This is a genomic window from Flavobacterium sp. RHBU_3 (assembly GCF_046613565.1).
Classification (GTDB): domain Bacteria; phylum Bacteroidota; class Bacteroidia; order Flavobacteriales; family Flavobacteriaceae; genus Flavobacterium.
This window is the reverse complement of the sequence record NZ_JBKJHC010000008.1, coordinates 176,870-198,651: the sequence shown is the minus strand read 5'-3', so window position 1 is coordinate 198,651 and position 21,782 is coordinate 176,870. Positions and strand designations below refer to the sequence as shown.

General features: G+C 42.9%; 19 protein-coding genes and 4 tRNA genes. All 23 read right to left on the bottom strand.

Translation table 11 applies throughout. From position 1 onward, the window contains the following. Nucleotides 1-26: 26 nt before the first annotated feature. Entirely contained in the window at nucleotides 27-338 is a 312-nt protein-coding gene (locus tag ACLI1A_RS12940) for a DUF3467 domain-containing protein (protein ID WP_411409088.1), read from the bottom strand. Between the two features lie 2 nt (nucleotides 339-340). Next, nucleotides 341-4,639, bottom strand: coding sequence for a DNA-directed RNA polymerase subunit beta' (rpoC, locus tag ACLI1A_RS12935; protein ID WP_411409087.1), 4,299 nt, complete (start codon nucleotides 4,637-4,639; stop codon nucleotides 341-343). Between the two features lie 71 nt (nucleotides 4,640-4,710). Beyond that, nucleotides 4,711-8,523 carry a DNA-directed RNA polymerase subunit beta gene (gene rpoB / locus ACLI1A_RS12930; protein WP_411409086.1) on the bottom strand — a complete coding sequence of 1,271 codons (3,813 nt, stop codon included), beginning with the start codon at nucleotides 8,521-8,523 and terminating at the stop codon, nucleotides 4,711-4,713. A gap of 124 nt (nucleotides 8,524-8,647) precedes the next feature. Next, nucleotides 8,648-9,022: a 50S ribosomal protein L7/L12 gene (rplL, locus tag ACLI1A_RS12925; RefSeq protein ID WP_411409085.1), complete on the bottom strand. Its 375-nt coding sequence runs from the start codon at nucleotides 9,020-9,022 to the stop codon at nucleotides 8,648-8,650. Between the two features lie 56 nt (nucleotides 9,023-9,078). After that, a complete protein-coding gene (gene rplJ / locus ACLI1A_RS12920) occupies nucleotides 9,079-9,600 on the bottom strand; it encodes a 50S ribosomal protein L10 (RefSeq protein WP_411409084.1) in 522 nt (173 codons plus the stop codon). A gap of 23 nt (nucleotides 9,601-9,623) precedes the next feature. Then, complete coding sequence (gene rplA, locus ACLI1A_RS12915) at nucleotides 9,624-10,313, bottom strand: 50S ribosomal protein L1 (RefSeq protein ID WP_411409083.1); 690 nt, start codon at nucleotides 10,311-10,313, stop codon at nucleotides 9,624-9,626. Between the two features lie 19 nt (nucleotides 10,314-10,332). Further along, nucleotides 10,333-10,770 (bottom strand): 50S ribosomal protein L11, encoded by a 438-nt coding sequence (gene rplK / locus ACLI1A_RS12910; protein ID WP_411409082.1) that lies wholly within the window; start codon nucleotides 10,768-10,770, stop codon nucleotides 10,333-10,335. A gap of 67 nt (nucleotides 10,771-10,837) precedes the next feature. Beyond that, nucleotides 10,838-11,389, bottom strand: coding sequence for a transcription termination/antitermination protein NusG (nusG, locus tag ACLI1A_RS12905; protein ID WP_411409081.1), 552 nt, complete (start codon nucleotides 11,387-11,389; stop codon nucleotides 10,838-10,840). Between the two features lie 10 nt (nucleotides 11,390-11,399). Further along, nucleotides 11,400-11,594 (bottom strand): preprotein translocase subunit SecE, encoded by a 195-nt coding sequence (secE, locus tag ACLI1A_RS12900; RefSeq protein WP_411409080.1) that lies wholly within the window; start codon nucleotides 11,592-11,594, stop codon nucleotides 11,400-11,402. Between the two features lie 21 nt (nucleotides 11,595-11,615). Next, nucleotides 11,616-11,686 (bottom strand) — tRNA-Trp (locus tag ACLI1A_RS12895). Nucleotides 11,687-11,744: 58 nt separating this feature from the next. Beyond that, entirely contained in the window at nucleotides 11,745-12,932 is a 1,188-nt protein-coding gene (gene tuf, locus ACLI1A_RS12890) for an elongation factor Tu (RefSeq protein WP_411409079.1), read from the bottom strand. A 55-nt stretch (nucleotides 12,933-12,987) separates the two neighbouring features. Then, nucleotides 12,988-13,059 (bottom strand) — tRNA-Thr (locus ACLI1A_RS12885). An 81-nt stretch (nucleotides 13,060-13,140) separates the two neighbouring features. Beyond that, nucleotides 13,141-13,221, bottom strand: a tRNA-Tyr gene (locus tag ACLI1A_RS12880). A 47-nt stretch (nucleotides 13,222-13,268) separates the two neighbouring features. Continuing rightward, nucleotides 13,269-13,342: transfer RNA gene (locus ACLI1A_RS12875), tRNA-Thr, on the bottom strand. A 92-nt stretch (nucleotides 13,343-13,434) separates the two neighbouring features. Next, nucleotides 13,435-13,737, bottom strand: a complete 303-nt coding sequence (gene hpf, locus ACLI1A_RS12870) for a ribosome hibernation-promoting factor, HPF/YfiA family (RefSeq protein WP_411409078.1) — start codon at nucleotides 13,735-13,737, stop codon at nucleotides 13,435-13,437. A gap of 27 nt (nucleotides 13,738-13,764) precedes the next feature. Next, nucleotides 13,765-14,670 carry a tyrosine-type recombinase/integrase gene (locus ACLI1A_RS12865; RefSeq protein ID WP_411409077.1) on the bottom strand — a complete coding sequence of 302 codons (906 nt, stop codon included), beginning with the start codon at nucleotides 14,668-14,670 and terminating at the stop codon, nucleotides 13,765-13,767. Nucleotides 14,671-14,750: 80 nt separating this feature from the next. Next, nucleotides 14,751-14,945, bottom strand: coding sequence for a 30S ribosomal protein S21 (gene rpsU, locus ACLI1A_RS12860; protein ID WP_411409076.1), 195 nt, complete (start codon nucleotides 14,943-14,945; stop codon nucleotides 14,751-14,753). Nucleotides 14,946-15,018: 73 nt separating this feature from the next. Further along, the gene (locus tag ACLI1A_RS12855) at nucleotides 15,019-16,380 is read right to left on the bottom strand and encodes an alpha-amylase (protein WP_411409075.1); all 1,362 of its coding nucleotides are present in this window, start codon (nucleotides 16,378-16,380) and stop codon (nucleotides 15,019-15,021) included. Nucleotides 16,381-16,389: 9 nt separating this feature from the next. Further along, on the bottom strand, nucleotides 16,390-17,754 hold the full coding sequence (locus ACLI1A_RS12850) for an alpha-amylase (protein WP_411409074.1): 1,365 nt from the start codon (nucleotides 17,752-17,754) through the stop codon (nucleotides 16,390-16,392). Nucleotides 17,755-18,032: 278 nt separating this feature from the next. Next, the gene (locus tag ACLI1A_RS12845; RefSeq protein WP_411409073.1) at nucleotides 18,033-19,172 is read right to left on the bottom strand and encodes an acyl-CoA dehydrogenase family protein; all 1,140 of its coding nucleotides are present in this window, start codon (nucleotides 19,170-19,172) and stop codon (nucleotides 18,033-18,035) included. An 18-nt stretch (nucleotides 19,173-19,190) separates the two neighbouring features. Next, nucleotides 19,191-20,120 (bottom strand): ComEA family DNA-binding protein, encoded by a 930-nt coding sequence (locus tag ACLI1A_RS12840; protein WP_411409072.1) that lies wholly within the window; start codon nucleotides 20,118-20,120, stop codon nucleotides 19,191-19,193. A gap of 20 nt (nucleotides 20,121-20,140) precedes the next feature. After that, nucleotides 20,141-20,368, bottom strand: a complete 228-nt coding sequence (locus ACLI1A_RS12835; RefSeq protein WP_411409071.1) for a PspC domain-containing protein — start codon at nucleotides 20,366-20,368, stop codon at nucleotides 20,141-20,143. Nucleotides 20,369-20,430: 62 nt separating this feature from the next. Further along, complete coding sequence (locus tag ACLI1A_RS12830) at nucleotides 20,431-21,699, bottom strand: DUF2851 family protein (RefSeq protein WP_411409070.1); 1,269 nt, start codon at nucleotides 21,697-21,699, stop codon at nucleotides 20,431-20,433. Between the last annotated feature and the right edge of the window lie 83 nt (nucleotides 21,700-21,782).

The window sequence follows — 21,782 nt, the reverse complement described above, 5'->3', positions numbered from 1 at the left end:
TTCATCGCTGAAGGGGTTTTGCTTTACTAGGCCTGGCCTGCTGGGCCGAATGTTAACGGCAGCTGCGGCTGGTCTGTTTCGCTGATAATGCCGTGGGCACTCTCATAGCGGTGTATGTTCTCGGCAAGGGCCTTTAGCAGCCTTTTGGCATGCTGCGGTGTAAGCACTATACGTGATTTCACCTTGGCTTTTGGCACACCCGGCATTATAGTGATAAAATCTACTATAAATTCGCTCGGCGAGTGGTTGATGATGGCCAGGTTACTGTAGGTACCCTCGGCTGTTTTTTCATCAAGCTCTATGCTTATCTGCCCCTGTTGCGGTTTTTGCTCGCTCATAATTAATAATTATATTCCTCACGCGGAGTTAACAGGTCGTTGTACTCTTCTTTAGAACCTACGATAGTGTTATCATAGTCCCTCATACCTGTACCTGCAGGGATGCGGTGACCCACGATTACGTTCTCTTTAAGGCCTTCAAGGAAGTCTACCTTACCGGCTACTGCAGCCTCGTTTAGTACTTTTGTAGTTTCCTGGAACGATGCAGCAGAGATAAACGACTTAGTTTGTAGTGACGCCCTCGTAATACCCTGAAGTACCGGAGTAGCCGTTGCCGGAACTACATCGCGTGCTACCACAAGGTTTTGGTCGTTACGCTTAAGAATAGAGTTCTCATCGCGTAGCTGACGTGGTGTCACTATTTGCCCGGCTTTCAGGTTTTGAGAATCGCCTGCGTCCTCAACTACCTTCATACCGTATAGTTTGTCGTTTTCTTCAATAAAGTCAGACGTGTGTGCAAGCTGATCTTCTAGGAACAGGGTATCTCCCGGATCCTGGATTTGTACCTTACGCATCATCTGGCGGATTACAACCTCAAAGTGCTTATCGTTGATTTTTACACCCTGAAGACGGTATACTTCCTGAATTTCGTTTACAAGGTACTGTTGTACAGCACTTGGTCCCTGAATCCTAAGGATATCTTCCGGAGTTATAGCACCGTCTGAAAGCGGCATACCTGCACGTACAAAGTCGTTCTCCTGTACAAGGATCTGGTTAGACAGTTTTACAAGATATTTCTTGATTTCACCGAATTTCGACTCAATAACAATCTCGCGGTTACCCCTCTTGATTTTACCGAATGAAACTACACCGTCTATCTCAGAAACCACAGCCGGGTTAGATGGGTTACGTGCTTCAAGAAGCTCAGTAATACGTGGAAGACCACCCGTAATATCGCCCGCTTTAGACGAACGCCTTGGAATCTTCACAAGGATCTTACCTGCTTTAATCTTCTCACCGTTGTCTACCATAAGGTGGGCACCCACCGGTAGGTTGTACGAACGGATAAGCTCGCCATCGTTACCATATATAAGTAGCGTAGGGATAAGCTTCTTGTTACGCGCTTCAGAGATTACTTTCTCCTGGAAGCCTGTTTGTTCGTCAATCTCTACGATGAACGACTGGCCCTGCTCGATGTCCTCATAAGCTACTTTACCGGTAAACTCAGAGATAATAACACCGTTATACGGGTCCCACTTACAGATTACATCACCTTTATCTACAACCTGGCCATCTTTTACAGAAATGCTACTACCGTAAGGAATGTTGTGCGTATTAAGCACTATTCCGGTATTTACATCTACAAGTTTAAGCTCAGTTGAACGAGAAATTACAATATCAATTGCGTTACCATCGTTATCTGTACCTTCAACTGTTTTAAGGTCTTCTATTTCAAGACGACCTGCAAAACGAGCCACAATGCTTGATTCTTCAGAGATACCACCCGCAACACCACCAACGTGGAATGTACGTAGTGTAAGCTGTGTACCCGGCTCACCAATAGACTGAGCAGCAATTACACCTACAGCTTCACCCTTCTGAGTCATTTTGGCAGTTGCAAGGTTACGACCGTAACATTTAGCACAAATACCTTTTTTAGCCTCACAGGTTAGCGGCGAACGTACTTCTACGCTGTCTATAGGAGCAGCGCTAATAAGCCTCATTTCCGCTTCGGTAATTTGTACACCGGCTGCTACAAGCACTTCGCTGGTTAGTGGGTTTACCACATCCTGAAGCGCCACACGGCCAAGAATCCTTTCACCAAGGCTTTCTACAATCTCTTCGTTCTTCTTAAGTGCAGTAACTTCTATACCACGCAGTGTACCACAGTCTACCGAGTTAACGATAACATCCTGCGCTACGTCGTGAAGCCTACGTGTAAGGTAACCGGCATCGGCCGTTTTAAGAGCCGTATCCGCAAGACCCTTACGGGCACCGTGCGTAGAAATGAAGTACTCAAGAATCGAAAGACCTTCCTTAAAGTTAGAAAGAATCGGGTTTTCAATAATCTCACCACCACCAGCAGTTGATTTTTTAGGCTTAGCCATTAGACCACGCATACCGGTTAGCTGACGAATCTGCTCTTTACTACCCCTCGCACCCGAGTCAAGCATCATGAACACCGAGTTGAAACCTTGTTGGTCTTCGCGGATGTTTTTCATGGCCAGCTCAGTAAGCATGGCGTTAGTAGAGGTCCATACGTCAATCACCTGGTTGTAACGCTCGTTGTTGGTGATAAGACCCATGTTATAGTTCATGGTAATACCTTCAACCTGTTCGTTAGCTTCAGCAATAAGTTCTTCCTTACGTGGAGGAATGATAATATCACCTAAACTGAACGACAGACCTCCGCGGAATGCGAAACGGTAACCCATGTCTTTCATGTTGTCAAGGAACGCTGCAGTTGTAGGTACGTCAGTAGCATTAAGAATCCTACCGATAATGTCCCTAAGCGACTTTTTAGTAAGAATTTCGTTAATGTAGCCTGCTGCCTCTGGTACCACTTCGTTAAATAGTACCCTACCTGCAGTTGTTTGTATAATTTGGTAAACAAGTTCACCTTTATCGTTAAAATCTTTAGCGCGTATTTTTACACGTGCGTTAAGATCTAACCTGTCTTCGTTTATTGCAATGTTAACCTCTTCTGCCGAGTAGAACGTAAGTCCTTGCCCTTTTATAGTAAGGGTATCGGTAGAAAGGCGCTCTTTGGTCATATAGTAAAGACCAAGTACCATGTCCTGAGAAGGTACAGTGATAGGAGCACCGTTAGCCGGGTTAAGTATGTTGTGCGATGCAAGCATCAACAGCTGTGCTTCAAGGATAGCCTCTGGGCCTAGTGGTAAGTGAACCGCCATCTGGTCACCGTCAAAGTCAGCGTTAAACGCCGTACATACAAGCGGGTGAAGACGGATAGCCTTACCTTCTATAAGCATCGGCTGGAACGCCTGGATACCAAGCCTGTGAAGCGTAGGAGCACGGTTTAGTAGTACCGGGTGTCCTTTAATTACGTTTTCAAGGATATCCCATACCACCGGCTCTTTTTTGTCGATGATTTTCTTAGCCGATTTAACCGTTTTTACGATACCACGCTCTATAAGCTTACGGATAACAAACGGTTTGTACAGCTCGGCAGCCATATCTTTAGGAAGACCACACTCGTACAGTTTCATTTCAGGTCCAACGACGATTACCGAACGCGCTGAATAGTCAACACGCTTACCAAGTAGGTTCTGGCGGAAACGTCCTTGTTTACCTTTAAGTGAATCTGAAAGCGATTTTAGCGGCCTGTTACTTTCTGTTTTAACAGCAGAAGCTTTCCTTGTGTTATCGAAAAGTGAATCTACAGATTCTTGTAGCATACGCTTCTCGTTACGAAGGATTACCTCAGGTGCCTTAATTTCCATTAGCCTTTTCAGACGGTTGTTACGGATAATAACCCTGCGGTAAAGGTCGTTAAGGTCAGACGTAGCGAAACGACCACCATCAAGTGGCACAAGCGGACGAAGCTCTGGTGGGATAACCGGGATAACTTTAAGTATCATCCACTCAGGGCGGTTTTCCCTGTTTAGGTTACTCTCACGGAACGACTCTACAACCTGTAGCCTTTTAAGGGCTTCAGTTTTACGTTGTTTAGAAGTTTCGCTGTTAGCGCTGTGGCGCAGCTGATAAGACAATGCATCAAGGTCTATCCTGGCAAGCAGGTCCATAATACACTCGGCACCCATTTTAGCGATAAACTTGTTAGGGTCTGTATCGTCAAGGTACTGGTTGTCTACAGGTAGCGTATCGGCTATGTTTATATATTCCTCTTCAGTAAGGAAATCAAGTTCATGTATTGTAGTACCGTCTGTATTTTTAGCAATACCCGGCTGAATAACCACATACCTTTCGTAGTATATGATCATGTCCAGCTTTTTAGACGGAAGGCCAAGAAGGTAGCCTATTTTGTTTGGCAATGAACGGAAATACCATATGTGCGCAATAGGCACCACAAGGTTAATGTGGCCCACCCTGTCACGACGTACTTTTTTCTCGGTCACTTCCACACCGCATCGGTCACAAACAATACCTTTATAACGTATCCTTTTGTACTTACCACAAGCACATTCAAAGTCTTTTACTGGACCAAAGATACGCTCGCAGAAAAGGCCGTCCCTTTCCGGTTTGTGCGTACGATAGTTTATGGTTTCAGGCTTTAGTACCTCACCCCTTGATTCTGCCAGGATAGACTCCGGAGACGCAAGGCCTATCGAAATTTTGTTAAACCTTTTTACGGTATTCTTATCTTTTAATTTTGTCATGATATGTAATCTGCCAATTTATAAAAAAGTATGGAAAAGCAGTGGCGCCGCAGCACCACTGCCGTGTGGTTTTATTCTTCTAATCTGATGTCTAGACCAAGACCTTTCAGTTCGTGCATCAATACGTTGAACGATTCTGGTAAGCCCGGTTCCGGCATGGTTTCACCCTTAACGATAGATTCGTAAGTTTTAGCCCTACCTATAACGTCATCCGATTTAACAGTCAATATCTCCCTTAGTGTGCTCGATGCGCCGTAGGCTTCAAGAGCCCACACCTCCATCTCACCAAAACGCTGGCCACCAAACTGTGCCTTACCACCAAGTGGCTGTTGCGTAATAAGCGAGTATGGACCGATAGAACGCGCGTGCATCTTATCATCAACCATGTGGCCCAGTTTCAGCATGTAGATAACACCTACGGTTGCCGGCTGGTGGAAACGGTCTCCGGTACCACCATCGTACAGGTACGTATGGCCAAAGCGTGGTATTCCTGCCTCATCAGTAAGAGCATTGATCTGGTCAAGCGAAGCACCGTCAAAAATTGGCGTTGCAAATTTCTTGCCCAGTTTAAGACCAGCCCATCCAAGTACGGTTTCATAGATCTGACCGATGTTCATACGCGAAGGTACACCCAACGGGTTAAGAACGATGTCTACCGGAGTACCGTCTGCAAGGAATGGCATATCTTCTGCACGCACTATCCTTGATACGATACCTTTGTTACCGTGACGACCCGCCATTTTATCACCCACTTTCAGCTTACGTTTCTTAGCAATGTAAACTTTAGCAAGCTTAAGGATACCACTTGGAAGTTCGTCACCCACAGTAATAGTGAATTTCTCTCTCCTTAGCGCACCCTGAAGGTCGTTTAGCTTAATCTTATAATTGTGTACAAGGTCGTTCACCATCGCGTTGGTCTCCTCATCGGTAGTCCACTGGCCTTTTGTAAGGTGAGCAAAATCTTCTACAGCATATAGCATCTTTTGGGTAAACTTCTTACCTTTTGGAAGCACTTCTTCGCCAAGGTCGTTCATTACACCCTGAGATGTTTTACCATTTACAATCTCAAACAGTTTTTCGATAAGCCTGTCTTTAAGCTCGTTGAACTTCACTTCAAAGTCCATTTCAAGCTTGGTAAGATCGTCTTTATCTTTAGTACGCTTGCGCTTGTCTTTTACAGCACGTGCAAATAGTTTCTTATCAAGAACCACACCGTGAAGTGACGGAGACGCTTTTAGTGAAGCATCTTTAACATCACCTGCCTTGTCACCAAAAATGGCGCGAAGTAGTTTTTCTTCCGGCGTAGGGTCTGATTCACCTTTAGGGGTAATTTTACCAATAAGGATATCGCCAGGCTTAACCTCGGCACCAATCCTAATCATACCGTTCTCATCAAGGTCTTTAGTAGCCTCTTCAGATACGTTTGGTATATCATTGGTAAGTTCTTCGTTACCCAGTTTAGTATCCCTTACTTCAAGAGAGTAATCATCTACGTGGATAGACGTGAAGATATCATCACGAACTACTTTTTCAGAGATTACGATAGCATCCTCGAAGTTATACCCTTTCCATGGCATGAACGCCACAAGAAGGTTACGACCAAGAGCTAGCTCACCATTTTGTGTAGCATAACCCTCGCACAGTACCTGACCAGGAACTACCCTGTCACCCTTACGAACGATAGGTTTAAGGTTAATGCTGGTACTCTGGTTCGTTTTACGGAACTTGATAAGGAAATATGTTTTTTCGTCCGGATCAAAGCTTACGCTTCTTTCTCGGTCTGTACGGTCATACTTAATAGTAATCTTATCAGCATCTACATACTCTACAGTACCATGGCCTTCGGCGTTTATTAGTACACGAGAATCTGAAGCTACCTGGCGCTCAAGACCGGTACCTACAATCGGAGAATCAGGACGTAACAATGGTACGGCCTGGCGCATCATGTTCGAACCCATCAACGCACGGTTCGCGTCATCGTGCTCAAGGAACGGAATCAATGAAGCCGATATAGAGGCAATCTGGTTAGGAGCTACGTCAGTATAGTGTACTGCAGACGGGTCTACTACCGGGAAGTCACCTTCCTCACGGGCAATAACTTTTTCATCTGTAACAACACCTGTAGCATCCATACCTATGTTGGCCTGAGCTATAAGTTTGCCTTCCTCTTCTTCAGCGCTTAGGTAAATAGGTTCTGTTTCCAGGTCTACTTTACCATCTACAACCTTACGGTACGGAGTTTCAATGAAGCCCATTCCGTTTACCTTGGCATATACACCAAGTGAAGAGATAAGACCAATGTTCGGACCTTCAGGAGTTTCAATAGGACAAAGACGGCCATAGTGTGTATAGTGAACGTCTCGAACCTCGAAACCTGCCCTTTCCCTAGAAAGACCACCCGGACCTAGTGCAGAAAGCCTACGCTTGTGGGTAATCTCAGCCAGAGGGTTAGTCTGGTCCATGAACTGAGAAAGCTGGTTAGTACCAAAGAATGAATTGATAACCGATGAAAGTGTTTTGGCATTGATAAGGTCTATCGGGGTAAATACCTCGTTATCCCTTACGTTCATACGCTCGCGGATGGTACGTGCCATACGGGCAAGACCTACGCCAAACTGTGCCGAAAGCTGCTCACCTACCGTACGTACACGACGGTTAGAAAGGTGGTCAATATCATCAATCTCAGCTTTAGAGTTAATAAGCTCTATAAGGTACTTAACTATTGTAATGATATCCTCTTTGGTAAGCACCTGCTTATCCATAGGGATGTCAAGGTTAAGTTTTTTGTTCATCCTGTAACGACCTACATCACCAAGATTGTAACGTTGGTCTGAGAAGAACAGTTTATCTATAATGCCACGAGCCGTTTCCTCATCAGGTGGTTCTGCGTTACGCAGCTGACGATAAATGTGCTCTACAGCTTCTTTTTCTGAGTTTGTAGGGTCTTTTTGAAGCGTGTTGTGGATAATAGCGTAATCAGCCTGGTTGTTGTCTTCCTTGTGTAGAAGGATAGACTTAACGTTAGCTTCGATGATTTCCTCTACGTTGTCCTTATCAAGAAGGGTGTCACGGTCAAGGATGATCTCGTTACGCTCAATAGATACCACTTCGCCTGTATCCTCGTCCACAAAGTCTTCATGCCACGTGTTAAGTACACGCGCAGCAAGCCTGCGGCCGATATATTTTTTAAGGCTGCTTTTAGACACTTTAATTTCTTCCGCAAGGTCAAAGATTTCAAGGATATCCTTATCCCTCTCAAAACCTATAGCACGGAAAAGAGTAGTAACCGGAAGTTTTTTCTTACGGTCAATATACGCGTACATAACATTGTTAATGTCTGTAGCAAATTCTATCCAAGAACCTTTAAAAGGAATTACCCTGGCAGAATATAATTTTGTTCCGTTTGCGTGGAACGACTGGCCAAAGAATACGCCCGGCGACCTGTGTAGCTGAGATACTACAACGCGCTCGGCGCCGTTGATAACAAAAGTACCACTTGGAGTCATGTACGGGATAGTACCCAGGTACACGTCTTGTACAATCGTTTCAAAATCTTCATGTTCGGGGTCAGTACAGTACAGTTTAAGGCGGGCTTTTAGAGGCACGCTATATGTAAGTCCCCTGTCTATACACTCCTCGATTGAGTACCTTGGTGGGTCTACAAAATAATCAAGGAACTCCAGTACAAACTGATTGCGGGTATCAGTGATCGGAAAGTTTTCCATGAAGGTGTTATAAAGACCTTCATTGCCCCTTTCATCCGACTTGGTTTCAAGCTGGAAGAAATCCCTGAACGATTTTATCTGGATGTCAAGGAAATCCGGGTAGCTCGGGATATTTTTTGTCGAAGCAAAGCTTATTCTTTCAGTCTGATTTGTTATCATCAATGGACAAAATTTATATTAAAGTAAAGTAATAAGGCCGTATAAAAGTTTATTATACGAAAAATGGTTTAGGCCATTGAGATTCCTCTCAAGGCCTAAACCTTAGGTTTTATATGCCGTACGCTTATTTAAGCTCAACTACTGCACCAGCTTCCTCAAGGGCTTTCTTAAGGCCTTCAGCCTCATCTTTAGAAACAGCCTCTTTTACGTTAGCAGGAACACCGTCTACAAGGTCTTTAGCTTCTTTAAGACCTAGGCCAGTAAGTTCTTTTACAGCTTTAACTACAGCTAGTTTAGAAGCACCAGCATCTTTAAGAACTACAGTGAATTCTGTTTGCTCAGCAGCAGCCGGAGCATCAGCAGCAGGACCAGCAGCTACAGCTACAGCAGCAGCAGCAGGCTCAATACCGTACTCTTCTTTAAGTATGTTAGCTAGTTCGTTAACTTCTTTAACAGTTAGGTTAACTAGTTGTTCAGCGAATTGTTTAAGATCTGCCATTTTTTCTATCGTTTTAAACAGTTTGTAAAATATAATTTATTATGTGCGTTCTGCGATTAACCTTCTTTTTCAGAAAGTGTTTTAAGGATACCTGCAATTTTGCCACCACCTGATTTAAGTGCGCTAACAACGTTTTTAGCAGGAGATTGAAGTAGGCCGATGATTTCGCCGATAACTTCTTCTTTAGATTTAAGAGCAACAAGAGCATCAAGCTGGTTGTCACCAATAAATACTGCTTCGTGTATATAAGCACCTTTAAGTACAGGCTTGTCTGATTTTTTACGGAATTCCTTAATTACTTTTGCAGGAGCATTACCGTTATCAGATATAAGTATTGCAGTGTTACCTTTTAGTATTGTAGGAAGTTCGCTGTAGTCATTTTCAGCGATTTCCATTGCTTTTTCAAGCAGGGTATTTTTAACTACCTCAAGCTTTATACCGGCTTTAAAACAAGCCCTCCTAAGATCTGAAGTAGTAGCTGCATCAAGACCAGAGATATCTGCCACGTATACTACGTTAGCTTCGGTTAACTGAGCAGTTAAGTCTTGAATTACGCTTGATTTTTGTTCTTTTTTCATGGTAAAAACTTTTTAACTACCAATTATACCGCTTTAGGATCTAAAGCAATAGCCGGGCTCTGAGTGCTAGAAAGGTGGATACCTTTTATGTAAGTACCTTTAGCCGCAACTGGTTTTAGTTTAATTAATGTTTGGATAATCTCGTGAGCGTTCTCTGCGATCTTGTCAGCATCAAAAGATACTTTTCCGATACCAGCGTGAACGATACCTGTTTTGTCAACTTTAAAGTCGATTTTACCAGCTTTTACTTCCTGAACCGCTTTACCTACTTCCATAGTTACAGTACCAGTCTTAGGGTTTGGCATAAGGCCACGAGGACCAAGAATCCTACCTAGAGGACCTAGCTTACCCATAACAGCAGGAACAGTGATGATAACATCAACATCAGTCCAGCCGTCTTTGATTTTTTGAAGATACTCATCAAGACCTACAAAGTCTGCACCGGCAGCTTTAGCTTCAGCCTCTTTATCAGGAGTTACAAGAGCAAGAACCCTTACATCTTTACCTGTACCATGAGGAAGAGATACAACACCCCTTACCATTTGGTTTGCTTTACGCGGGTCTACACCAAGGCGTACTGCGATATCTACTGACTCATCAAATTTAGCAGAGGCTACAGTCTTTATAAGAGCAGATGCATCTTTAAGAGAGTATAGCTTACCTTTTTCGATTTTAGCAGCAGCTTCTTTCTGTTTTTTTGTCAATTTTGCCATTCTTTCTTGTCTTTAACGATTAAAAAGGAGCTGCGCCTGTTACTGTTATACCCATAGACCTTGCAGTACCTGCTACCATGCTCATAGCTTTCTCAATTGTGAAAGCGTTAAGATCCGGCATTTTGTCTTCTGCAATAGTCCTGATTTGATCCCAGGTAACGCTTGCTACCTTCTTACGGTTAGGCTGCCCTGAACCTCCTTTTAGTTTAGTAACCTCAAGAAGCTGGATAGCCGCCGGCGGCGTTTTAACAACGAAATCGAACGACTTGTCTTTGTACACGGTAATTTGTACCGGTAATACTTTGCCTGGCTTATCCTGAGTCCTAGCATTAAACTGCTTACAGAACTCCATGATGTTAACGCCAGCAGCTCCCAAAGCAGGTCCAACCGGTGGCGACGGATTCGCAGCACCTCCCTTAACTTGTAGTTTAACTACTTTACTAATTTCTTTAGCCATTTCTTTAAAAAAGATTTAGCACATCTTCAATTGGAAGCGAGGATGTGATTTATAAATAATTGAATAATTATACTTTTTCAACCTGCATAAAGCTAAGTTCAAGCGGCGTCTTCCTTCCGAAGATTTTCACCATCACTTCAAGCTTACGCTTTTCTTCGTTAACCTTTTCAACCGTGCCGTTAAAGCCATTGAAAGGTCCGTCGATTACTTTTACTGTTTCACCCACAGCATAAGGTATGTTTCCGTTGTCAGTTTTCACTGCAAGCTCATCCACCTTACCTAACATCCTGTTTACTTCAGCAAGCCTTAAAGGCACAGCATCACCGCCTTTGGTTTCTCCAAGAAAACCAATAACACCGGTGATAGATTTTATTATGTGAGGCACTTCGCCGGTTAGGTTAGCCTCAAGCATTACATAACCAGGAAAGTAAACCCTGTCTTTGCTGATTTTTTTACCATCACGTACTTGTACAACTTTTTCAGTTGGCACCAGTACCTGAGATACGTAATCAGAAAGGCCGGCTTTACTTATTTCTGTTTCTATGTAGTTTTTAACTTTATTTTCCTGACCGCTTACCGCTCTAACCACATACCACTTTTTGACACTGTTATCAGTCATCGCAATAAAATTAGTTTTTTAAGAAAGCATACAACTTAGCCATGATAGCCTCAAAGCCTTTGTCTACACCGAAAGTAATCAGGGCAAACAGTAGCGAAAATACAGCTACAATAATAGTAAGGCGCTGTACCTCTGCCCACTCAGGCCACGATACATTCTCTTTAAGCTCTGTAAATGCCTCCGATATATAGTTAGTTACTTTCATATTATATCTTTTATGCTTCTGCACGGGTGGAGGGATTCGAACCCCCATCAACGGTTTTGGAGACCGCTATTCTACCCTTGAACTACACCCGTTTGATTAAAAACCGGCCGGTACAAAAGCACCGGCCGGCTTTCTATATTTAAACTATAATTAGTCTAGTATTTCAGTTACCTGACCAGCACCTACTGTACGACCACCCTCACGGATAGCGAAACGTAGACCTATGCTTAGTGCGATTGGGCTAAGTAGTTGAACCTCGATAGTAAGGTTATCACCAGGCATAACCATCTCAACACCTGCAGGTAGAGAAATTGTACCAGTTACGTCAGTTGTACGTACATAGAACTGAGGACGGTAGTTATTATGAAATGGAGTGTGACGTCCACCTTCTTCTTTCTTAAGGATATAAACCTCAGCTTTGAAGTGAGCGTGTGGCTTAACAGACCCTGGCTTGATAATAACCATACCACGACGGATATCAGCTTTATCAATACCACGAAGTAGAAGACCTACGTTATCACCAGCTTCACCACGGTCAAGGATTTTACGGAACATCTCAACACCTGTAATAGTAGATGTAAGTTTTTCAGCACCCATACCAATGATTTCAACCGGATCACCCGTGTTAGCAACACCAGTTTCGATACGACCTGTAGCAACAGTACCACGACCAGTGATAGTGAATACATCTTCAACAGGCATAAGGAATGGCTTCTCAACGTCACGAACTGGAAGTTCGATCCACTCATCAACTGCATTCATAAGTTGCATTACAGTATCAACCCATTTTGGCTCACCGTTAAGCGCACCTAGAGCAGAACCTTGGATAACTGGACCATTATCACCATCATACTGATAGAATGAAAGTAGATCACGGATTTCCATTTCAACAAGCTCAAGAAGCTCAGCATCATCAACCATATCCACTTTGTTCATGAATACTACGATACGAGGCACACCTACCTGACGACCAAGAAGGATGTGCTCACGAGTTTGTGGCATAGGACCATCTGTAGCAGCAACTACAAGGATAGCACCGTCCATCTGAGCAGCACCAGTAACCATGTTCTTAACGTAGTCAGCGTGACCTGGACAGTCAACGTGAGCATAGTGACGGTTTTGAGTAGAATATTCTACGTGAGATGTATTAATTGTAATACCCCTTTCTTTTTCTTCAGGAGCGTTGTCAATTTGATCGAAAGATTTAGCTTCAGAAAGACCAGCATCTGACAATACTTTAGTAATAGCAGCAGTCAAAGTAGTTTTACCGTGGTCAACGTGCCCGATAGTACCTATATTAAGGTGCGGCTTCGACCTGTCAAAATTTATCTTTGCCATGATTTAATAATTTAATCTTAGTTTATAATTAGTGTTCAAATTCTTTTAAACCTTGAGCCAATGACGGGATTTGAACCCGTGACCTCTTCCTTACCAAGGAAGCACTCTACCCCTGAGCTACACCGGCGGTCTGCTTATCCTGAAATCGCTTCCGTGAATCGCGGCGCAAAACTACAATTCAATTTTCAATATTCAAAATAAATTTTAGTGGGGAGAGCAGGATTCGAACCTGCGAAGGTTTCCCAACGGATTTACAGTCCGTCCTCGTTGGCCGCTTGAGTATCTCCCCTAACCTTGTTTTTACTTTTCAGTCTTTCAAAAAAAGAACGTTACCAGAGCCGATGGAGGGACTCGAACCCACGACCTGCTGATTACAAATCAGCTGCTCTAGCCAGCTGAGCTACACCGGCAACTTTCCATAAAAAAGTCCGCTATTTCTAACGGACTGCAAATGTAGAGAAATTATTTTTTAATCAAAACTTTTTCTAAAAAAAATTTAAAATCACGAATAAGCCCTGATTTTCTGCTTTCTTTTCATTAGTAAACGCTCCATAGAATCGGCCGCAAGCTCTACCGCCTCCTCAAATGATTTACATTGCTTCTTTACAACAAACTCATCTCCCGGTACGCTTATTTTTACTTCGGCAATCTTATTGAGCTTAGCATTTGTATTGTCTACCTTAAAAAAAACATCCGAACAAACCACTCTGTCATAGTACTTTTCAAGCTTATCAAGCCTGTCTTGCACAAAGCCTACCAACTTCCTGTCAACTGTAAAGTTAACCGCATGAACGTTCACTTTCATAATAAAAAAATAATTAGGTTAAACAAATCAGGAACCATTATTGCTACGCGGATGAGCATCTTTATATACCGACTTTAGCTCTGCGAGGCTACTGTGGGTATACACTTGCGTAGATGCCAGGCTTGCGTGCCCTAACAATTCCTTAACTGAATTTAAATCGGCCCCGTTATTTAACAAGTGGGTGGCAAAGGTATGCCGCAATACATGCGGACTCTTTTTCACCTTAGCGGAGACAACACTAAAGTAACGATTTATTAACCTATACACAAAAGTTTCGTTGATTTTTTTACCCTTATCCGTCAGTATTAACATTTCAGGGTTGACAATTTCTTCTAAACCTGCCCGTTTTTCAAAGTATTGCTGCAATACAGCCGCGGTACAGGCCAGAACCGGTACAAACCGTTCTTTATTCCTTTTACCCAATACTTTAAGAGTACCATTTGCAGCATCATAGCTATTTACATTCAAACCAATAAGTTCCGCCCTCCGGATTCCGGTTGTATAAAAAAGCTCCACTATAAGACGATTTCTTACCCCTTCAAAATCATCTGCATATTCTTCAAGAGCAACCACATCCTGCATCTCTTTTTCATTGAACGGAACCTGGACTTTTTTCTCGGTTTTTAACGCCTTGTGCTTTTGTAGCGGACTTACCGCTATTTGTTTACTTTTCAGCAGAAACTTATAAAAAGCTTTAAGCGAAGATATTTTTCGGTTTACAGACCGATTACTCACCCCTTGCTGCTCTACCAAATGAATAATCCACCCACGCACCTGCCCGTACACCACTTCTTCAAGCAGCGCATTACTTTCTTCCTCTTTTACAAAAGCCTCAAAAGCACAAACATCATCAAGATAAGCCCTAACTGTAAGCAGGCTATAATTTTTCTCCTTAAGAAGATAATCACGAAAAGCATCTTTATTATCAACCATATACAAACAAAAAAAACCGCTAACAGCAAAGATATACTTTAGCTGCTAACGGCTGCTATTTAAAGCCCCAAAAAATTATCTTAAGCTTCAAGTGCGTCGCGAAGACCTTGAATGTAAGCTGCTTTTTGAATTTCAGCACGCCTTTTTACAGATGGCTTAGTGAAAGCCTGGCGAGCCCTTAACTGACGTACAGTTCCGGTTTTGTCGAATTTACGCTTATAACGTTTAAGCGCCCTATCGATGTTTTCTCCGTCTTTAATAGGTATTATTAACATATGCGATACACCTCCTCTCGTTTACGGGGCAAACTTACATTAATAATACCTATCCTGCAAATAAATATTACAATTATTTAACAGACCAAATTGTATAACCGTGCGGTGGCGCCTGAATTTGTACCCACTTGCCGCTCTGCGTAGTAGGCTCCCAGGTAGAATTTCCGGTATAGTCCTTAATAACAGTACTTGCCCAGTTTGTTTCTACCCAGCGCTGCTGCCAACTGTCACTATTATTAATGTACACTACTAATCCCGGAGAACCATTTCGCTTAGCCACATACTCATCATTATCAGCATATAAATAAGTGGTACTGCCACTTGCCTTATTATTGTGTATCCAAATAAGGTTATTTAACTTGTTTTTATCGAGCCACTCCTCATAATCACGATAAAAAATACATGGATATCCTTCATGTGTTAATATATAGGCATATGCCAGCATCTTGCCATTATAGATCTCATTAGTATCGTGATTACTAACAAAAGTTACAGCGTTATACGGCTTGCGCTTAAATAACATATCTGCATTAAGCTTTGTAAGGTCATTTGCCGCCAGTGCATCCCTCATGGCAAAATAACACGGAAAGTCAAAAGCCCGCATATCTGCAGCCACAGTCCATGTATCAAGGTTGGCCGCTGATTCCCATAACTCCCCTACTGCAAAACCACCTACAGCATCCCTGAAGTTTTTGCATACCGACGGAGCATATCCCGCTACGTAATCAAACCGCCAGCCGTCAAATCCCATGGTATTCTTATAATATTTAGCAACCGAATTGCTGTTGTTATACAGCCAGCCCTGCACGTAGGTTTTATCATGGCAAAGATCCGGATACGAACCAAAAGTGCCGGCATCTGAAGCATGTTCGTTATTAGGATGGAAATCGAGCAGCGTACGCGAAAACATGCCCGAAGCCGGGTTAAAATTAGTATACGTATTGCCACCGGTATACGGGTTATATTCTGAAGAACCGCCACCATTATGGTTAATAACAATATCTGCTATAACATACAGGTCGTTATTATGTGCAGTAGTAATAAGGTTCTGTAATTCAGACTTTGATCCAAAGCGTGTTTCAGTTGAACCCATCTGGTTATAGTCGCCAAAATCGAAATAATCAAACGGGTCATATCCCATGCTATACCCCCCGCTGGCACCTTTGGTGGCAGGCGGCAACCATATAGCATCTACACCTGCATTATGCCAGTCGGCCACCTTAGCAGCAATAGTGTTCCACCATGTGCCGCCGCTTGGGCAGTCCCAGTAAAAGGCCTGCATCATTACAGTCCCTCCTGCCGAACGCGCCGTACTATTCGATGGCTGCGCACCCTCCTGCGGTGCAATTGTCGTAGTTTCTTTTACCGCATCCATTTCAGTACTACAGCCATATAACAATATCGCTGCAGTAAAAATTATCAGATATTTTTTCATACTAAACAATTATTTAACAGACCAAATTGTATAACCGTGCGGAGGCGCCTGAATTTGTACCCACTTGCCGCTCTGCGTAGTAGGCTCCCAGGTAGAATTTCCGGTATAGTCCTTAATAACAGTACTTGCCCAGTTTGTTTCTACCCAGCGCTGCTGCCAACTGTCACTATTATTAATGTACACTACTAATCCCGGAGAACCATTTCGCTTAGCCACATACTCATCATTATCAGCATATAAATAAGTGGTACTGCCACTTGCCTTATTATTGTGTATCCAAATAAGGTTATTTAACTTGTTTTTATCGAGCCACTCCTCATAATCACGATAAAAAATACATGGATATCCTTCATGCGTAAGTATATAGGCATACGCCAATATCTTATTATTATATATTTCATCGGTATCGTGGTTAGCCACAAATGTAACCGCGCGGTAAGCATTACGCTTCAACAGCATATCATTATTCAGCTTAGTAAGATCGTTCCCCTGCAAGGCATCACGCATGGCATAGTAGCACGCAAAGTCAAACGCACTTGATTCGGCACTGTTTGCCCAGGTTTCCAGTGTAGCAGCATTACCGTCCCAGTACTCCCCTACTGCAAATCCGCCTACGGCATTCTTAAAGTTTTTTACCACCCACGGCTCAAAGCCTTTAACCATATCAAAACGCCAGCCATCAAAGCCCATAGTATTTTTATAATATTTGGCTATAGAGTTTGTGTTGTTGTAAAGCCAGTCCTGCACATAGGTTTTATCATGGCAAAGATCCGGATATCCTCCAAAAGTGCCTACATCTGAAGCATGTACATCATTCGGGTGGAAATCATAATACGAACGCGCAAACAACCCCGAAGCCGGTGTAAAATTAGTATAAGTACTACCTCCGGTAAAAGGATTAGATTGTGAAGCTCCACCACTGCAATGGTTGATTACAATATCGGCAATCACACTCAGGTCGTTGTTGTGGGCCGTTGTAATAAGACTCTGGATTTCGGCAAGCGACCCAAAGCGGGTTTCTGTATTCCCCATTTGGTTATAACTTCCAAAATCAAAATAATCGAAAGGGTCGTATCCCATACTGTAGCCTCCGCTTGACCCCTTGGTAGCAGGAGGCAGCCAAATAGCATCGATACCCGCGCTGGCCCAAGAAGGCACTTTACCGGAAATGGTGTTCCACCAAGTACCACCACCAGGACAGTCCCAGTAGAAGGCCTGCATCATTACCTTGCTGCCCGTAGAGCGCGCAGTAAGGTTACTTGGAGTAGCCGCAGGTGCGGCTGCCTCAGTTACAGTTGACTTTTGAGCATCTTCTGTGGTACAGGCACTGAGCGCCAGCAATGCGCCTGCAACAATTGTAATTGTTTTTTTCATAAAATAGAGGTTTGTATTTTATCGAATTTACAAAAGGACAGCTTCGATTTTAACCAATCACCAACCACACAACCACTATAACGTTATAGTGTTAATAAATAAAACACAAATCTCAGACAAATTGCAAATATCATCGATGACTGAAAAACAAACATTTACGCCTTCCTAATTTAACAGACATATTTACATTTTTAAGCAACACACTTAAAATGACAAACAAAAAAGAGGCCTCCATATGGAAGCCTCTCGCGTTTTTGGTTAAGTATAATAAGTAGTGCTTATTTCAAAATATTACGTGAAATCACCAGTTTCTGAATTTCCGTAGTACCTTCACCTATAGTACATAGTTTGGCATCGCGGTAGTATTTCTCTACAGGAAAATCTTTGGTATAACCGTAGCCTCCATGTATCTGCACAGCCTCATTGGCTATACGTACACAGGCTTCGCTGGCATACATTTTGGCCATAGCCCCGGCAGTAGTTACCGGCTCATGGTTGTTTTTAAGGTGTGCAGCTTTATGCAGCAGCAGCTCACTCGCCTCTATCTCGGTAGCCATATCGGCAAGCTTAAAGGCTATCCCCTGGAAGCTGCTTATCGGTTGCCCAAACTGGTGGCGCTCTTTACTATATTTAAGTGCTGCTTCGTAAGCGCCTTTAGCTATACCCAATGATAGCGCACCTATAGATATACGGCCGCCATCGAGTATTTTCATGGCCTGTATAAAGCCTTCGCCTACTTCACCCAGCCTGTTTTCATCCGGTATACGACAGTTGTCAAAAACCAGCTCGGCAGTTTCGCTGGCACGCATGCCCAGCTTGTTCTCTTTTTTACCTGAACTAAAGCCCGGAGTACCTTTCTCTATAACAAAAGCGGTCATGCCACGGCTATCGCCCTTAGCACCGGTACGCACTATCACTACAGCCACGTCGCCACTTTTGGCATGGGTTATAAAGTTCTTGGCACCATTAATCACCCAATGGTCACCGTCTTTAATAGCTGTAGTATTCATACCGCCCGCATCGCTTCCGGTATTATGCTCTGTAAGCCCCCAGGCACCTATCCATTCGGCAGTAGCCAGTTTAGGTAGCCAACGAAGCTTCTGTTCTTCATTGCCAAAGGTAAGAATGTGATTTGTACACAAAGAATTGTGCGCCGCTACCGAAAGCCCTATCGAAGGATCGGCTTTAGAAAGTTCTTCCACAACGGTAATGTATTCGTGGTAACCCAGGCCACTGCCACCATATTCTTCGGGTACTAAAACCCCCATATAGCCCATATCGCCCAATTTTTTAAAGAGCTCTACAGGAAAATACTGGGTTTCGTCCCACTCCATATAATATGGCAGGATGTTAAACGCTGCAAACTCTCTAATAGAGGCAGCAATCATGGCTTGCGTTTCGGTCATTTCAAAAACCATAGAATTATCGCTTAAATTTCAGTATTCCAAATATAAGCTAATTATTTTTGATTTAACAACAAAAATTTCGTTTATTTTTGATAATTCGTCAAAATTGTCGATTTTACCATTCATACTGCGTTCGGTTATTATAGTCCGAGCCACATCTTTATTAAGGTAAGGAAAACGGCTCAGTTGCTGTAGTGACGCGGTGTTTACGTTAATCTTATTCACCTGCGGATTTGCCCCTACTTTAAATAGCTTCTTAAGCCCTGCAACAGCCTCAGGTGAAAACTCCTTGAAGTCATCCATCTGCTCCATGCTTACAAAAGCCCCCAGGTCGGCACGGCGGCGCAGTATTTTTTTTGCAAATGCAGGCCCTATACCATATACACTAACCAGGTCTTCTTCTAATGCTTCATTAATATCAAGCTGCTTTACCTCCGTCGCTTTCTTTTCGGTTTTATACGGCTTCTCATTATAATCACCAGGTTTAGCAACTACTGCAGTGACTTGCTGCTTAAAGTTAGTATTATTTTTCTTATTAACCCAATCAGGAAACTTAAAATAAGGTGAAATTACCACCAGCAAACTATCTGAAACACCGGTAACTTTCTTAAAATCATCTGCTGAATTGATCCATTGGTTTTTAGCCCGGAATGCCTTAAGCTTATCGATTTGTAAGGAAGTCATGCCCAAAGTATAGCCTTTATAATCGCTTATAAAGTTAGGATTGAAGGGATATATTTTATGCGAAGTACTGTCAGCCTTAGCTTTAAGAGCGTCAAGTTTTACCTGTTGGGCAAGCCATTGCTTTTCCTCATTTGAAACTTTTGATGCTGATGGAGACACCCTGCCTATAAAAAACCATACTCCCTGAACTACAATAATCAGTAATACAAGCGTAAGTATGCCTTTTCGCTGGCCGGAAGTAAAACGGTAAGGTAAGGTTGGTTTTGGTTTTGTCATGGGCTCTAGTGATTACAAAGCTATAAATCGAACACCGAACTGCGCTTAGTATACACCATATCCTTTAACCGCAACCAAAATGCCAATGTAAGGTATACCCCAAACCAAAGACCTGCCGTTACAAAAGTGATATAAATAAAAAACAGACGCACGTTTGTGGCACGCATCCCTAAGCGGTCGGCAAGGCGACTGGCAACTTCAAAACCGTGTTTTTCAAAGTAATGACGAATATTAGTTACTAAAGGCATAGAAAATTCTGTTTCAGGTGTAAAGTTACTACTGTTTAGCTCCTCAAAGTTAATAAAAAATCTCAGCTTTTTAAAAGACTGATTCCCACTGCACACTGCATACAACGATGGTTGTTACAGTATTCGTTTTTAAGTTGCAGCAATGCCTGGCTATCATAAGCTGAAGATACATTCACTTTATAGTATTTAAACTTATCTACCACAGCATTGCTTTCAGGCTCCAGCTGTTGTAGCAGGCTTATCAATTCCTCAGTGTTGTCTTTAGCAAGACTTTGTACATACGCAAACTTTACAGGAACGATACTATTAATTATCAAAAGATCTACAAACGATACCGACAAGCCTTTGCGTTTCGGCGTACTTTCTTTATCAAAACGGTAATGAGAATGCCAATACTCACTTACCTGTACCGAAAACAATTTCCTCAACTCCGGCAAATCATTACAATGTATAATCTTAGAAAAAAGGTTTTGATGCGTGTGGTATAAAGCAGCAAGTTGTGCCAAACGAATTGTAGGAAAGTTATCGGGCCGGTGCCTGAAAAATTCCAATGGTATACCAGTATATGGTTTTAACTGGTATTTATGCTGAATGTAGGCATGCTGCTGTTGTAGCGCCTTAGGATACACTTCCTCAAAATCACCCATAAGTAGTGAAGCCCTGCCAAATAAAAGCGCCTCTAAATTTTGCAGTTCAAACATTTCTTTACGAACAACTCCAAAGGGCAGTGATTTAGCCAGGTTAAAAAATGCCTCGCCATTAGTATTCAACCCGAAATTCTTTGCCAGAAAACAAAAAAGTACAGCCTCCCAGTCGCCTGAAGTTTCTTTGGCCAACTGCATTACCGGAAGTGCTTTACGTTCCAGCCGTTCAAAGAAAAGCCGCTCTTTCCAATTCCCCAGGAGAAAACCGTCTGCGACACCAATCTCTTTCTCACAGTTAATCCAGGTCTTGGCAGAAAGCAACGCTTTATAACTATTTACCAAATCGTTGTCTACAACACGCCACAGTTCCAGCACCGGTATTTCACTGCCATTTGGCCGTAATACCTCTGTATCGTGCTCCCAAACCACATGAAGAATTACTGTATCATAATTAGAATCGGTTTCATGCCGATGGGCATACCAATCTGAACTTTTTAGATGTATCTCAACATTGCCCGCCCAACGCTGGCTCCCAATAACGATCTGCGCATTGAAGAAATCGGGGCCGGACTGTTGCAGATACTGGCCGGTATTGAGCACCTGCACAGAATCTCCGGAAACGGTTTTAAGAGCGCCTTGGTCAAACTTTTTATGCTGCCAGATATAATGTAAAAAATCTTCTCTCATTTTTTCGGTTGGGATGGATACAGCAAGATAAAAAATTCCGGGCAAAAATTTAAACTCCCATCGTTGAAAAAAAACCTTACAAG